General features: G+C 61.9%; 16 protein-coding genes. 8 read left to right on the forward strand and 8 right to left on the reverse strand.

The annotated features are described in order from the left end of the window. Positions 1–156: 156 nt before the first annotated feature. The 6 genes from rluB to CAF63_RS00975 all read right to left on the reverse strand — a co-directional run bounded on the left by rluB (position 157) and on the right by CAF63_RS00975 (position 5,078). Positions 157–1,374, reverse strand: a complete 1,218-nt coding sequence (gene rluB, locus CAF63_RS00950; protein WP_085683031.1) for a 23S rRNA pseudouridine(2605) synthase RluB — start codon at positions 1,372–1,374, stop codon at positions 157–159. Between the two features lie 153 nt (positions 1,375–1,527). After that, the gene (locus tag CAF63_RS00955) at positions 1,528–1,719 is read right to left on the reverse strand and encodes a DUF1289 domain-containing protein (protein ID WP_007958358.1); all 192 of its coding nucleotides are present in this window, start codon (positions 1,717–1,719) and stop codon (positions 1,528–1,530) included. Positions 1,720–1,721: 2 nt separating this feature from the next. Beyond that, positions 1,722–2,741, reverse strand: coding sequence for an SMC-Scp complex subunit ScpB (gene scpB / locus CAF63_RS00960; protein WP_085683032.1), 1,020 nt, complete (start codon positions 2,739–2,741; stop codon positions 1,722–1,724). Positions 2,742–2,752: 11 nt separating this feature from the next. Beyond that, positions 2,753–3,451, reverse strand: a complete 699-nt coding sequence (locus CAF63_RS00965; protein ID WP_170929752.1) for a ScpA family protein — start codon at positions 3,449–3,451, stop codon at positions 2,753–2,755. Positions 3,452–3,571: 120 nt separating this feature from the next. After that, the gene (locus CAF63_RS00970) at positions 3,572–4,201 is read right to left on the reverse strand and encodes an L-threonylcarbamoyladenylate synthase (protein ID WP_139831754.1); all 630 of its coding nucleotides are present in this window, start codon (positions 4,199–4,201) and stop codon (positions 3,572–3,574) included. Positions 4,202–4,214: 13 nt separating this feature from the next. Then, positions 4,215–5,078 (reverse strand): PHP domain-containing protein, encoded by an 864-nt coding sequence (locus CAF63_RS00975; RefSeq protein WP_085683035.1) that lies wholly within the window; start codon positions 5,076–5,078, stop codon positions 4,215–4,217. Positions 5,079–5,165: 87 nt separating this feature from the next. Here CAF63_RS00975 and CAF63_RS00980 point away from each other — a divergent pair, with 87 nt between their 5' ends. From CAF63_RS00980 to CAF63_RS01005, 6 genes are all read left to right on the forward strand, one after another. Then, complete coding sequence (locus CAF63_RS00980; RefSeq protein WP_011333003.1) at positions 5,166–5,762, forward strand: septation protein A; 597 nt, start codon at positions 5,166–5,168, stop codon at positions 5,760–5,762. A 1-nt stretch (position 5,763) separates the two neighbouring features. Further along, a complete protein-coding gene (locus tag CAF63_RS00985; protein WP_064378589.1) occupies positions 5,764–6,063 on the forward strand; it encodes a YciI family protein in 300 nt (99 codons plus the stop codon). 120 nt (positions 6,064–6,183) lie between these two features. After that, positions 6,184–6,594 (forward strand): translation initiation factor 2, encoded by a 411-nt coding sequence (locus CAF63_RS00990; RefSeq protein ID WP_085683036.1) that lies wholly within the window; start codon positions 6,184–6,186, stop codon positions 6,592–6,594. Positions 6,595–6,601: 7 nt separating this feature from the next. Continuing rightward, complete coding sequence (locus CAF63_RS00995; RefSeq protein ID WP_085683037.1) at positions 6,602–7,279, forward strand: response regulator transcription factor; 678 nt, start codon at positions 6,602–6,604, stop codon at positions 7,277–7,279. Positions 7,280–7,415: 136 nt separating this feature from the next. Continuing rightward, complete coding sequence (locus CAF63_RS01000) at positions 7,416–7,865, forward strand: Spy/CpxP family protein refolding chaperone (RefSeq protein ID WP_085683038.1); 450 nt, start codon at positions 7,416–7,418, stop codon at positions 7,863–7,865. A 168-nt stretch (positions 7,866–8,033) separates the two neighbouring features. Further along, entirely contained in the window at positions 8,034–9,374 is a 1,341-nt protein-coding gene (locus CAF63_RS01005; RefSeq protein ID WP_085683039.1) for a HAMP domain-containing sensor histidine kinase, read from the forward strand. A gap of 108 nt (positions 9,375–9,482) precedes the next feature. Here CAF63_RS01005 and CAF63_RS01010 read toward each other — a convergent pair whose 3' ends face one another. Then, positions 9,483–10,049 (reverse strand): nitroreductase family protein, encoded by a 567-nt coding sequence (locus CAF63_RS01010; RefSeq protein WP_085683040.1) that lies wholly within the window; start codon positions 10,047–10,049, stop codon positions 9,483–9,485. A gap of 121 nt (positions 10,050–10,170) precedes the next feature. On the opposite strand from CAF63_RS01010, the gene CAF63_RS01015 reads away from it, so the two are divergent. Further along, positions 10,171–11,625: a TrkH family potassium uptake protein gene (locus CAF63_RS01015; RefSeq protein WP_085683041.1), complete on the forward strand. Its 1,455-nt coding sequence runs from the start codon at positions 10,171–10,173 to the stop codon at positions 11,623–11,625. On the opposite strand, the gene CAF63_RS01020 is transcribed toward CAF63_RS01015, so the two are convergent. After that, positions 11,582–12,643 carry an AraC family transcriptional regulator gene (locus CAF63_RS01020; protein ID WP_218191758.1) on the reverse strand — a complete coding sequence of 354 codons (1,062 nt, stop codon included), beginning with the start codon at positions 12,641–12,643 and terminating at the stop codon, positions 11,582–11,584. The two genes, CAF63_RS01015 and CAF63_RS01020, sit on opposite strands and share 44 nt — an antisense overlap. Before the next feature lie 167 nt (positions 12,644–12,810). Between CAF63_RS01020 and CAF63_RS01025 the strand changes: the two genes are divergently transcribed. Then, the gene (locus CAF63_RS01025) at positions 12,811–13,122 is read left to right on the forward strand and encodes a DUF962 domain-containing protein (protein ID WP_085683043.1); all 312 of its coding nucleotides are present in this window, start codon (positions 12,811–12,813) and stop codon (positions 13,120–13,122) included. Positions 13,123–13,131 lie beyond the last annotated feature (9 nt).

Here is a 13,131-nt window from a genome sequence, read left to right on the forward strand (position 1 = left end):
TAGCTGGCTAACTATTTGAAAGGCGTTAAGTTTTTTGTTTTAAAACAAGAAAAACACGCCTGAAAAAAGAAATAAAAAGTCCAAAAAAAACGCCAACCCTGAGGTTGGCGTTTCTGTTTTCAGCTTGAAGCTTGCCGCTCGAAGCTTACAACGGCTTTATTCCGGCTTCTTGCGACCGAAACCCGGACGCTGGCCGGAGCCGGCCGGTGCGCCACGGCGCTTGCCCGACGGCTTGTCATCGTCAGCCAGCTTGATGCCTGGACGCTTCGGCGCCGGCTTGGCCGGGCGCTTGGTGTCGGCTGGACGATCAGCTACCGGCGTACCGCGACCTTCGCCCCGCTCGGTACGGCCATTGGCCGGACGCGGGGTGCGTGGACCGCGCTCGCCATCCGGACGCGCAGCAGGTTTGCGACCTGGACGCTCGCCTTCGATCTGCGGCTCACGCACCGGGCGCGGGCCGGCGGCTGCCGGTGCACCGTTGGCCGGACGCAGCGTGCGCACGCGCTCGGTACGGGCCATCGGACGCGACGACTTGCGCTGCATGCGGTCGAGCTTGTCTTTGCTCTTGGCGTTCAGTTGCGGCATGGCCACCGGGGTCAGGCCGACTTCGGCGCTCAGCACGTCGACTTCGTACTGGCTCATTTCGCGCCAGCGGCCCATCGGCAAGTCGGAGTTGAGGAACACCGGACCGAAACGCACGCGCTTCAGACGGCTGACCACCAGACCCTGGGATTCCCACAGACGACGTACTTCACGGTTACGGCCTTCCATCACCACGCAGTGATACCAGTGGTTGAAGCCTTCGCCGCCCGGTGCCTGTTGAATGTCGGTGAAACGCGCCGGGCCGTCTTCCAGTACTACGCCGGCCTTCAGGCGCTCGATCATCTCGTCATCGACTTCGCCACGCACACGCACCGCGTACTCACGGTCCATCTCGTAAGACGGGTGCATCAGGCGGTTGGCCAGTTCACCGTCGGTGGTGAACATCAGCAGACCGGTGGTGTTGATGTCGAGACGCCCGATGTTGATCCAGCGGCCTTCTTTCGGACGCGGCAGCTTGTCGAACACCGTCGGACGGCCTTCCGGGTCGTCACGGGTGCAGATCTCGCCATCGGGCTTGTTGTACATGATCACGCGGCGAACCGACTCGGCGGCTTCTTCGCGTTTGATGACCTTGCCGTCAATAGTGATGGCGTCGTGCATGTCGACACGCAGGCCCAAGGTGGCGTCTTTGCCATTGACCTTGATGCGGCCGGCAGCGATCCAGGATTCAACGTCGCGGCGCGAGCCGACGCCGATACGGGCGAGGACTTTCTGCAGTTTTTCGCCTGCTGGGCCGATTTCCTGGTCGTCTTTCTGCTTGATGTCACTCATCTGGGCACCTCCCGGTGTGGTCTGTTCAGCGGCGCTGAATTGAGCCGCTGAAGTGTTGAAATCTGGGTTTCGGGCGAAGGGATCGCCGAAGGGTCGCGAATCATACGCGGATGTGGCCGCGCGCGCATCAGAGACTAGTCGATCAAACCAAGGTTATTTCTTTTTCCGCCGACCGGTGGCCCCGAGCTTGATCAGGCGCAGCGCGGCTTCGGCCAGCACTGTGCGCTTGTCGTCCTTGTCGAGTTTCTTCCAGGCCCGGATCTCGCGCTTGCTGCGGCCGCAGCCGAGGCAGATGTCATCGCTGAACTTGCAGACGCTGATGCACGGGTCTTTGGTCGAGCTCATGCTCAATCCTCGAACTCGCGGCGTTCGGCTTCGATGGCTTCGGCCAGGGCGCGGGCTTCGGCTTCTTCTTCGCTCAGCTCTTCCTCGGCAGCGGGTTCTGGCGCGGGCTGTTCCAGCCGGGCGACGGCGGCCAGCAGTTTTTCCCGGGCTTCGGCAACGCCGAGCACATCGTCTTCCTGCTCGGGCTCTGGCTCGAATTCAGGCTCAAACTCAGGTTCAGGCTCGAATTCAGGTTCGAACTCACCCTCAACCGGCGGCTCGACCGGATCGGATTCAAACCCGGTCGGCATCGATTCACCGTCCACCCCGTCACGCAGCAAGTCGTCGAAGTCGGTCTTGATCCCCTCCTCCATGCTGTCCAGTTCCAGCAGCAGGGTGTGGAAACTGGTTTCTTCCTTCGGCTCTTGCGGCTCGGCGCTGGCGTCGGCCAGCTCCTGCAATCCTGGCGGCACGGGAGCGTCGTCGAAGTCGAGCACCGGATCGGCCTCCATTTCGCGCAGTTCGGCCAGTGGTGGCAGTTCATCGAGGCTTTTCAGATTGAAGTGATCGAGGAACAGTTTGGTGGTGGCGAACATCGCCGGTTTGCCCGGCACGTCACGGTAACCGACGATGCGGATCCACTCGCGTTCCATGAGCGTCTTGACGATGTTGGTGTTGACCGCCACGCCCCGCACATCTTCGATCTCACCCCGGGTGATCGGCTGGCGATAGGCGATCAGCGCCATTGTTTCCAGCAGCGCCCGGGAATAGCGCTGCGGACGTTCTTCCCACAAGCGACCAACCCACGGCGCGAACTTCTCGCGGATTTGCAGGCGATAGCCCGACGCAACTTCCTTGAGCTCGAACGCACGCCCTTCGCAGGATTTGCCGAGCAGGGTCAGGGCTTTCTTGAAGACCGGCGGTTCCGGGCGTTCGCCTTCTTCGAACAGTTCATACAGGCGCTCAAGGGATTGCGGCTTTCCCGAGGCCAACAGAAAGGCTTCAAGCAGGGACGCCAGCTCGCGGGGTTCAGTCAGGTTCATATCGGGACTCTTTATTCGGCTCGGGCTCGCACGTGGATCGCGGCGAACGGCTCATTCTGCACCAGCTCGATCAGGGATTCCTTGACCAGTTCAAGGATGGCCATGAAGGTCACCACCACGCCGAGCTTGCCCTCCTCGGCAGTGAACAGCTCGACGAACGGCACAAATCCGCCGCCCTTGAGCCGCTCCAGCACGTCGCTCATGCGCTCGCGGGTGGATAGCGCCTCGCGGCTGACCTGATGGCTTTCGAACATGTCGCCCCGGCGCAGCACTTCGGCCATGGACATCAGGATTTCTGCCAGTGCCACGTCCGGCAGCAGCTTCCGCGCGCGGGCTTCCGGAGCATCGAGCTTGGGCACGATCACGTCGCGACCGACCCGGCTCAGGCCATCGATGCCTTCGGCGGCAGCCTTGAACCGCTCGTACTCCTGCAGGCGGCGGATCAGTTCGGCACGCGGGTCTTCTTCTTCGTCTTCGACGGTTTCGGCCCGGGGCAGCAGCATCCGGGACTTGATCTCGGCCAGCATCGCGGCCATCACCAGATATTCGGCGGCCAGTTCCAGACGCACCGACTGCATCAGCTCGACATAACCCATGTATTGGCGGGTGATTTCCGCCACCGGGATGTCGAGGATGTTGATGTTCTGCTTGCGGATCAGGTACAGCAGCAAGTCGAGCGGGCCTTCGAAGGCTTCGAGGAAGACTTCCAGGGCGTCCGGCGGGATGTACAGGTCCAGCGGCATTTCCGTGACCGCCTGGCCATAGACCATGGCAAACGGCAGTTCCTGCTGGGCACCAGCCTGGGGATCAACGGTTTCCACTGCGGACATTCAGGCCTCGACCATGAATGGAGCGGGGTCGCCGCAACCGACGCGGATCACTTCCGGATCGTCGCCCGTGAGGTCGATCACGGTGGAGGCCTTGATGCCGCCGGAACCGCCATCGATGATCAGGTCCACCTGATGCTCGAGCAACTGGCGCATTTCGTATGGATCGCTCAGCGGGTCTTCTTCGCCCGGCATGATCAGGGTCACGCTCATCAGCGGCTCACCCAGTTCGGCCAGCAGCGCCAATGCGATCGGATGGCTCGGCACCCGCAGACCGATGGTGCGTTTCTTCGGATGCAGCAGCAGGCGCGGCACTTCACGGGTGGCGTTGAGAATGAAGGTGTACGGCCCCGGCAAGTGGGCTTTCAGGATTCGAAAGGTCCCGGTGTCGATCTTGGCGTAGTTGCCCAGTTGCGACAGGTCGCTGCAGATCAGCGCGAAGTTGTGCTTTTCGTCGAGCTGACGCAGGCGTCGAACCCGCTCGATGGCGTTCTTGTCGCCGATCTGGCAGCCGATTGCGTAGGAAGAGTCCGTGGGATAGACCACCACCCCGCCCTTGCGGATGATCTCGACCGCCTGTTTGATCAGGCGCGCTTGCGGGTTTTCCGGATGAATCTGGAAAAATTGACTCACATTCTCTACCTGTTCAGACGGCGGCAATAACTGTGTCATGTTTGAACCGACACCACAGGGGTGGAAGGTCCTCCGGCACCGGCCGGTACTGGCCGATTTCGGACCAGCCACCAGGGCCATGGAAATCACTGCCGGCGCTGACCAGCAGACCGAACTCACGGGCAAGGATTGCCAGGCTCCCCACCTGCTCCGCAGGCTGGTGACCGTTGACCACTTCGATCGCGTGCCCGCCCGCTTGAATATAGTCGGCAATCAGCTTTCGGCGCTTGCTGCGGGTGAAATCGTAGTGCCACGGATGCGCCAGGCTGACCCAGGCGCCAGCGGCGCGCAGCGTGCCGACAGTGTCTTCGAGGGTCGGCCAGTGTTGCTTGACGTCCCCCAGTTTGCCGGCGCCAAGCCATTTGCGAAACGCCTCGGCGCGATCCTTTACAAAACCTTCACGCACCATCCAGTCAGCGAAATGCGGGCGGGCCGGCGCGTTGCCGCTGTCGCCCAGTTCCTGCTGGATCTGCCGCGCGCCGTCGAGCGCATTCGGCATGCCCTTGAGGGCCAGCTTGCGGCTTATTTCTTCAGACCGCAGCCAGCGGCCGTCGTGCAATTTCGCAATCGCCTCGACCAACGGCGCGGCGTTGACATCGAAACCGTAGCCCAGCACGTGAATGGTCGCCCCGCCCCAGGTGCAGGACAATTCGACGCCGTTGACCAATTGCATGCCCAGCGCCTCGGCGGCCGTGCGCGCTTCGACGAGGCCTTCGAGGGTGTCGTGATCGGTCAGGGCCAGGACTCGCACGCCGTTCTCGAACGCACGCGCAACCAGTGCCGCCGGCGCCAGGGCGCCATCGGAGGCCGTGCTGTGGCAGTGCAAATCAACATTCACGGGGATGTGTAACCTCAAATCAGCTGGCGCTATCGCGCGCCCATATGTTTGTTATTATGCCGGCACATCCAGCTTCTGGCTCTCACTGTGAAACAATTCATCGATTTCATCCCGCTTCTGCTGTTCTTCATCGTCTACAAACTCGATCCACGCACCGTCGATGTTGCCGGCCATGAACTGACGGTAGGCGGCATTTACAGTGCCACCGCCATGCTGATCATCAGCTCCCTGGTGGTGTACGGCGCGCTCTTCATCAAGCAGCGCAAGCTGGAGAAGAGCCAGTGGCTGACGCTGATCGCCTGCCTCGTGTTCGGCAGCCTGACCCTGGCCTTTCACAGCGAAACCTTCCTGAAATGGAAAGCCCCGGTGGTCAACTGGCTGTTCGCTCTGGCCTTCATCGGCAGCCATTTCATCGGTGACCGCCTGCTGATCAAACGCATCATGGGCCACGCGCTGACCCTGCCGGATCCGGTCTGGACCCGACTGAACATCGCCTGGATCGCCTTTTTCCTGTTCTGCGGGGCCGCCAACCTGTTCGTCGCCTTCACTTTCCAGAGCATCTGGGTGGACTTCAAGGTGTTCGGCAGCCTGGGCATGACCGTGCTGTTCCTGGTCGGTCAGGGCATTTACCTGTCCCGTCACCTGCACGACGCCGATACCACAACGCCAAAAACCGAGGACTGACATGCTCTACGCCATCATTGCCACCGACGTCGCCAATTCCCTGGACGCCCGCCTCGCTGCGCGCCCGGCACACCTTGAACGCCTGCAAGTGCTCAAGGGCGAAGGCCGCATCGTGCTGGCCGGCCCGCACCCGGCGGTCGACAGCAATGATCCGGGCGCAGCAGGTTTCAGCGGCAGCCTGATCGTTGCCGAATTCGATTCCCTGAGCGCGGCGCAAGCCTGGGCCGATGCCGACCCGTACATTGCCGCCGGCGTCTACGCCAACGTGATCGTCAAGCCGTTCAAGCAAGTCCTGCCGTAACCACCCCCGCCAATGTCCCCACGCGATGAACCTTGTCGGTCCATCGCGTTCTCAATCGCTCATTATTCTCGTTTGCCGGCCGACAACCTGCCCAATATCCATTTGGAAACAGGAGTCGCGATGCGCAAGGGTCCGTTGTGTCTGATGTTGGTCACGTTGTCGATCGTGGCGCCCGCCCATGGTGAAGAAAGCACCGAAGGCGGCAACTCCACGCCACTTTCGTTGAGCGCGGGCAGTCAGATCACCGAGTTGCAGCAGCGCCTGAAGGCCAGCGAGCAGCAACGGGAAGAACTGAGCAAACAACTGCAAAATGCCGACAACACCCGTGAAAGCCCTCAGCTTGCCCGGTTGCGCCAGGAGAACCAGCGTCTGAAGCTGCAACTCAAGGAAGCCCAGGCCAGCCCGCTGCCGCGTCTGTTGACCGAGCAGCAGCAATGGTTCGTCACCGGGGCCGGGGTAGCGCTATTGGCGCTGCTCTGCGGTATCTTTGCCAGTGGAGCAAGCCGAAAACGTCGGCAATGGCTAAATTGAGTGAGTCATGAGCGAGCTGTTACTGATTGATGATGACCAGGAGTTGTGCGAACTCCTGAGTAGCTGGCTGAGCCAGGAAGGCTTTCAGGTCCGGGCCTGCCACGATGGTCAGAGCGCCCGCAAGGCGCTGTCCGAAACCGCGCCGGCGGCCGTGGTGCTGGACGTGATGCTGCCCGACGGCAGCGGTCTGGAACTGCTTAAGCAACTGCGCAGCGATCACGCCGACCTGCCGGTGCTGATGCTCTCGGCCCGGGGCGAGCCGCTGGACCGGATCCTCGGCCTGGAACTGGGCGCCGACGATTACCTGGCCAAACCCTGCGATCCGCGCGAACTGACCGCCCGCCTGCGCGCCGTGCTGCGCCGCAGTCATCCGGCCGCCGTGTCGACCCAGCTCGAACTGGGCGACCTGAGCTTCAGCCCGGTGCGCGGCGTGGTCAGCATCGACGAAAAGGAATTCACCCTCACCGTCTCCGAAAGCCGCCTGCTCGAAGCCCTGCTCAAGCAACCGGGCGAGCCGCTGGACAAACAGGAACTGGCGCAGATCGCCCTCGGCCGCAAGCTGACCCTGTACGACCGCAGCCTGGACATGCACGTCAGCAACCTGCGCAAAAAGATCGGCCCGCACCCCGACGGCCGCCCGCGCATCGTTGCCCTGCGCAGCCGTGGCTACTACTACAGCCTCTGATCGTCTGTCAGTTTTGTCAGGTCGGCGCGAAAACGTGTTTACCGAAGCTTTACACAGCGCTGACCGCCGCTGACCTTGATCTCCGTAATCTGTACTCATCCGGAACGTACCGGGAACGAGACAAAGGAGATTCACCATGCGCAAGACTCTTATCGCTCTGATGTTCGCCGCTGCCCTGCCGACCGTCGCCATGGCCCTGCCACAGGATGGCGGCCCGATGGGTGGCCCGCTGGACGGCCCGCGCCATGGCGGTCAGATGCACGGCATGCACGGCAAAGGCCCGTACAGCGAGCTGGACCTGTCCCGCGAACAGCGCGAGCAGATCCGCAAGATCATGGGCGAGCAGATGCACGAACGTAAGCAGACGGTCGAAAAATACCTGGAGAAACTCTCGCCAGCCGACCAGAAAGCCATGAAGGACGAGATGGCGGCCAACCACAAGAAAGCCGAATCCGATGTCCGCGCCGTGTTGAAACCGGATCAACAGAAGAAATTCGACGAGATCCAGAAGAAACAGGCCGAGCGTCGCGCCGAATGGGCCGAGTTCAAAGCCTGGAAAGCGCAACAGCCGCAAAAGGCGCAATAATGTTCTGACCCGACGGTTCACGCCGTCGGGTCTTTGTTTATCCAGCCCAATGTGGGAGCGAGCTTGCTCGCGAATGCGAAGTGTCAGTCAGCATGTTCTTGTCTGATCCACCGCATTCGCGAGCAAGCTCGCTCCCACAGGGTTTTGCGTGTGTTCTGAGGAATAATTGTGCGTTCATTGTTCTGGCGTATCCTCGCCAGCTTCTGGCTGGCCATCGCTCTGGTTGCAGGGCTTTCCATTCTGCTGGGGCACATGCTCAACCAGGACGCGTGGATCCTCAGCCGCCATCCGGGCCTCAACACCCTGGCCGCCGAATGGACGCAGACCTACGAAGCCCAGGGCGAAGAGGCCGCCCAGGACATCCTCGAACAGCGCAAGCGCCAGTACCACATCGACGTGCAAGTGCTGAACGAAAGCGGCGACCCGGTGGTGCGCGGCACCTTCCCCCGTCGCGCGGCCGCCTTCGAAGCACGGCAGAACAACGATGATCGACGCCTGCCCTGGCGCCGTCTGACCGACGAATTCACCAGCGAAAAAAGCGGCGACACCTACCTCTTCATCTACCGCATCCCGCACCCGGAACTCGACGCCTGGCACCGCGAAAGCCTGCTCTGGCCATTGAGTGCACTGGGTATCGCGCTGGTGGTGCTGACCCTGTTCAGCCTGCTGGTGACGTTCTCTATCACCCGCCCGCTCAGTCGCCTGCGCGGCGCGGTTCATGACCTCGGCCAGACCACCTATCAACAGAACAGCCTGGCGCAACTGGCCAACCGCCGCGATGAATTCGGCGTGCTCGCCAACGACTTCAACCGCATGGGCGCTCGCCTGCAAAGCCTGATCGGCAGTCAGCGTCAGTTACTGCGCGACGTGTCCCACGAATTGCGTTCACCGCTGGCACGGCTGCGCATCGCGCTGGCACTGGCCGAACGGGCGAGCCCCGAAGAACGGGAAAAACTCTGGCCGCGCCTGACCCGCGAATGTGATCGGCTGGAAGCGTTGATCAGTGAAATTCTGGTACTGGCGCGGGTCGATGCCGACAACGCCAGCGCCGAAGACGTGGATCTGAATGCCTTGCTCGCCACCCTGCAAAAGGACGCGCAACTCGGTTCGCCAGAGCAGACCGTGCGTCTGGAGGCCGAGCCGACGCTCAATCTGACGGGCTGGCCGACCATGATCGAGCGCGCCGTGGACAACCTGCTGCGCAATGCCCAGCGCTTCAACCCGGTCGGGCAGGCAATTGAAATGCAGGCGTCACGTCAGGGCGAGCGGATCGTGGTCAGCGTGCGTGACCATGGGCCGGGGGTGCAGGCCGAGCATCTGAGCCAGTTGGGCGAACCGTTTTATCGGGCGCCGGGACAGACCGCTGCGGGTCATGGCTTGGGGCTGGCGATTGCCCGACGGGCGGCGGAGCGGCATGGCGGGACGCTGGTGCTGGCCAATCACCCGCAAGGCGGGTTTGTGGCCAGTCTTGAATTGCCTCTCGTACCGGGGGCAGTTGTCCAACCATAAAACCAATGTGGGAGCGAGCCTGCTCGCGATAGCTTTTTGTCAGTCAATTGTGATGTGACTGGCTGACTCCTATCGCGAGCAGGCTCGCTCCCACATTTATCCAGTGTGTCAAGCCTTTGCCGGCCAGGCGCTGACAAACTCCGCCAGATCAACCTTCTCGGCCACCCGCGGTTCTTTCTGCGGCGTGCCGAGGTACAGGAAGGCAATCACCTCTTCGTCATCCGTCAGGCCCAGACCCTTGGCGACATGTTTCGAGTACGCCAGATCACCGGTACGCCACACCGCGCCAATCCCCTGCGCGTAAGCCGCCAACAAAATCCCGTGCGCCGCACAGCCCGCCGCCAGCAGTTGCTCGGCCTTCGGGTATTTGACGTGATCCTGCAACCTGGCGATGACCACGACCACCAGCGGCGCCCGCAGCGGGCCGTTGCGCGCCTTGTCGATCATCGCTTCGGTGACTTCGCCTTCCTGCATTTTCGCCGCTTCGGCCAGCAACTCGCCCATTTGCTCACGCGCCGCGCCTTCGACGGTCAGGAAGCGATACGGCTGCAAATGGCCGTGATCCGGTGCGCGGGTCGCGGCGGCAAACAGCACTTCGCGCTGTTCGGCGGTGGGGGCCGGATCGATCAGTCGTGGAACGGAAACACGGTTGAGCAAAGCGTCGAGAGCCTGCATCGGCCACCTCCTGTAAAAAATGTCCGGCTATTCTAGCTGCAAGTGATCCAGCCGCGTCGGTTTACATGCCTTGGCCCGCAGGTAGAATGGCGCCCTTCCCACATCAGCCCGAGCAGACTTCATGGCGTTGCCGACCTTACGGATCATTGGTTTCATCATCGGCATATTCCTGATCACGCTGGCCATCGCCATGGTCGTGCCCATGGCCACCCTGCTGATCTTCGAGCGCACCGGCGATCTGCCGTCGTTCCTCTGGGCGAGCATGATCACCTTCGTCGCCGGCCTCGCGCTGGTGATTCCCGGGCGTCCGGAACACATTCACCTGCGCCCCCGGGACATGTACCTGCTGACCGTCAGCAGCTGGCTGGTGGTGTGCATCTTTGCCGCGCTGCCGTTTTTGCTGACCCAGCACATCAGCTACACCGACTCGTTCTTCGAAAGCATGTCCGGCATCACGGCCACCGGGTCGACCGTGCTCAATCATCTGGACGACATGTCCCCCGGCATCCTGATGTGGCGCTCGCTGCTGCACTGGATCGGCGGCATCGGCTTCATCGGCATGGCGGTGGCGATCCTGCCGCTGCTGCGCATCGGTGGCATGCGCCTGTTCCAGACCGAATCCTCGGACCGCTCGGAAAAGGTCATGCCCCGCTCGCACATGGTGGCTCGGCTGATCGTGGCGGCCTATGTGGGCATCACGATTCTCGGCAGCCTGGCGTTCTGGTGGGCCGGGATGAGCCCGTTCGATGCGATCAATCACGCGATGTCGGCGATTTCCACCGGCGGGTTCTCGACTTCCGACCAGTCGCTGGCCAAGTGGACGCAACCGGCGGTGCACTGGGTCGCGGTGGTGGTGATGATTCTCGGCAGCCTGCCGTTCACCCTGTACGTGGCGACGCTGCGCGGCAACCGCCGGGCGCTGATCAAGGATCAACAGGTGCAGGGTTTGCTCGGGATGTTGCTGGCGACCTGGCTGGTGCTTGGCACCTGGTACTGGTGGACCACCAACCTGCATTGGCTGGATGCGCTGCGTCATGTGGCGCTGAACGTGACGTCGGTGGTCACCACCACCGGATTTGCGCTGGGGGATTACAGCCTGTGGGGCAATTTCTCGCTGATGTTGTTCTTCTATCTGGGCTTCGTCGGTGGCTGTTCCGGTTCGACGGCAGGCGGGATCAAGATCTTCCGTTTCCAGGTCGCCTACATCCTGCTCAAGGCCAACCTTAACCAGTTGATTCACCCGCGCGCGGTGATCAAGCAGAAGTACAACGGTCACCGCCTCGACGAAGAAATCGTCCGTTCGATTCTGACCTTTTCGTTCTTCTTCGCCATCACCATTTGCGTGATCGCCCTGCTGCTGTCGTTGCTGGGCGTGGACTGGATGACCGCGTTGACCGGCGCCGCCAGCACCGTGTCCGGCGTCGGCCCGGGGCTGGGCGAGACCATCGGCCCGGCCGGTAACTTCGCCAGCCTGCCGGATGCGGCCAAGTGGATTCTTTCGTTCGGCATGCTGCTCGGCCGACTGGAGATCATTACGGTGTTTGTGCTGTGTATTCCGGCGTTCTGGCGTCACTGATCGCGTTCGGCGCTTCCAGCAACCGCGCCCGGTAATCGCCAGGCGTGGTGTCGAACCAGCGACGGAAGGCGCGGAAGAAATTGCTCGGATCGGCAAACCCCAGCAGATAGGCAATCTCCAATAAGGTCATGCTCGGCTGCGCCAGGTATTGTTCGGCGAGTTCGCGGCGGGTGTCGTCGAGCAACTGCTGAAAACTGGTGCCCTCCTCCTGCAAGCGTCGCTGCAAGGTGCGCTGCGACAGATGCAGGGTCTGCGCCACCGTATCGCGCTTGGGTTCGCCCTGCGGCAGCAGGCGGCACAGCACCTGACGCGCCTTGTGCGTCACGCGACTTTCGGAAAACCGCGCCAGATATTCCCCGGCAAACCGGTCGTGCAACAGCGCCATCGCCTCGTTGGCGGTGGGCAGCGGCGCTTCCATGTCGGCCCGTTCGAAGATCAGCGCGTCGTACGGCGCGTTGAACACCAGCGGTGCATGAAAGGCTTGTTTGTAGGGTTCAAGATCATCCGGCTCGTCGCCCTGCACCAGCACTTTGCGCGGGTGCAGCGTGCGCCCGGTCAGCCAGCCGCACAGCGCCAGCGCGCAGGCCAGCGAGGCTTCGGCACTTTGCCGGGTCGGCGGCAGGTGATCGCCATGCACCGTCAGAATCAGCGCATAACCTTCGTCGAGCAGGCGAAAACTCAGGTCGGCACTTTCGGCGATGATTCGCTGATAACGCACCAGTCGCTGAAAACCTTCCGCCAGCGTATTACTGGACATCAGCGCATAACCCGCGACATGGAACGAAGCCGGCCGCACCACTTTGCCCATGTTCAGGCCGATGGCCGGATTGCCGGACAGCTCGACTGCCCGTTGCCAGAGTCGGGTCATGGAATCCTGTGGGAAGCGTGCATCCGGATCATCCAGCGCCGCGTAATCGAGCCCTAGCTGTTTGAACAAAACCCGGCAATCCAGGCCGTCCATTTCCAGTGCTTTGACAATCCCCATTGCCCAGCTTGCAGAAGTCGTTCGTTCGCTCATGGCGTTTTTTCTTGGATGACATGATGAGCCGCATTCTACGGCGGATTTTCCAAGGATAGTAAAGTGGCGCCGATTGTCACTGGCCGACGCCATTGATCACTCTAGACTCAAATAAGCTACCCGCCGAACAACTTGCAATCAGAACAACAACCACAGAGATCGCAGTCGTGGAAACCATCAGGCATTTCAACAGCTTCGCCGAGTTCTACCCGTTCTACCTCGGCGAACACAGCAACAGCACCTGCCGTCGCCTGCACTTCGTCGGCACGACGCTCGTTATCTTCATTCTCGCGCTGACCATCGCCAAAGGCGCGTGGTTGCTGTTGCTCGCGTTGCCGCTGGCGGGCTACAGCTTTGCCTGGGTCGGCCATTTCTTTTTCGAGAAAAACCGCCCGGCCACCTTCCAGCACCCGTTCTACAGCCTGCTCGGCGACTTCGTCATGTACCGCGACATGATCCTGGGCCGCGTGCCGTTCTAGAAATTCCGA

The sequence above is a fragment of the Pseudomonas sp. B20(2017) genome, assembly GCF_002113125.1.
Classification (GTDB): domain Bacteria; phylum Pseudomonadota; class Gammaproteobacteria; order Pseudomonadales; family Pseudomonadaceae; genus Aquipseudomonas.

Coding starts and splice junctions, on each gene's coding strand:
- CAF63_RS00955 (WP_007958358.1), bottom strand. CDS start 1,719: ATGAGCTCGACCAAAGACCCGTGCATCAGCGTCTGCAAGTTCAGCGAT.
- CAF63_RS01010 (WP_085683040.1), bottom strand. CDS start 10,049: ATGCAGGCTCTCGACGCTTTGCTCAACCGTGTTTCCGTTCCACGACTG.
- CAF63_RS01020 (WP_218191758.1), bottom strand. CDS start 12,643: ATGAGCGAACGAACGACTTCTGCAAGCTGGGCAATGGGGATTGTCAAA.
- CAF63_RS00985 (WP_064378589.1), top strand. CDS start 5,764: ATGCTCTACGCCATCATTGCCACCGACGTCGCCAATTCCCTGGACGCC.
- scpB (WP_085683032.1), bottom strand. CDS start 2,741: ATGAACCTGACTGAACCCCGCGAGCTGGCGTCCCTGCTTGAAGCCTTT.
- CAF63_RS00990 (WP_085683036.1), top strand. CDS start 6,184: ATGCGCAAGGGTCCGTTGTGTCTGATGTTGGTCACGTTGTCGATCGTG.
- CAF63_RS01000 (WP_085683038.1), top strand. CDS start 7,416: ATGCGCAAGACTCTTATCGCTCTGATGTTCGCCGCTGCCCTGCCGACC.
- CAF63_RS01015 (WP_085683041.1), top strand. CDS start 10,171: ATGGCGTTGCCGACCTTACGGATCATTGGTTTCATCATCGGCATATTC.
- rluB (WP_085683031.1), bottom strand. CDS start 1,374: ATGAGTGACATCAAGCAGAAAGACGACCAGGAAATCGGCCCAGCAGGC.
- CAF63_RS00995 (WP_085683037.1), top strand. CDS start 6,602: ATGAGCGAGCTGTTACTGATTGATGATGACCAGGAGTTGTGCGAACTC.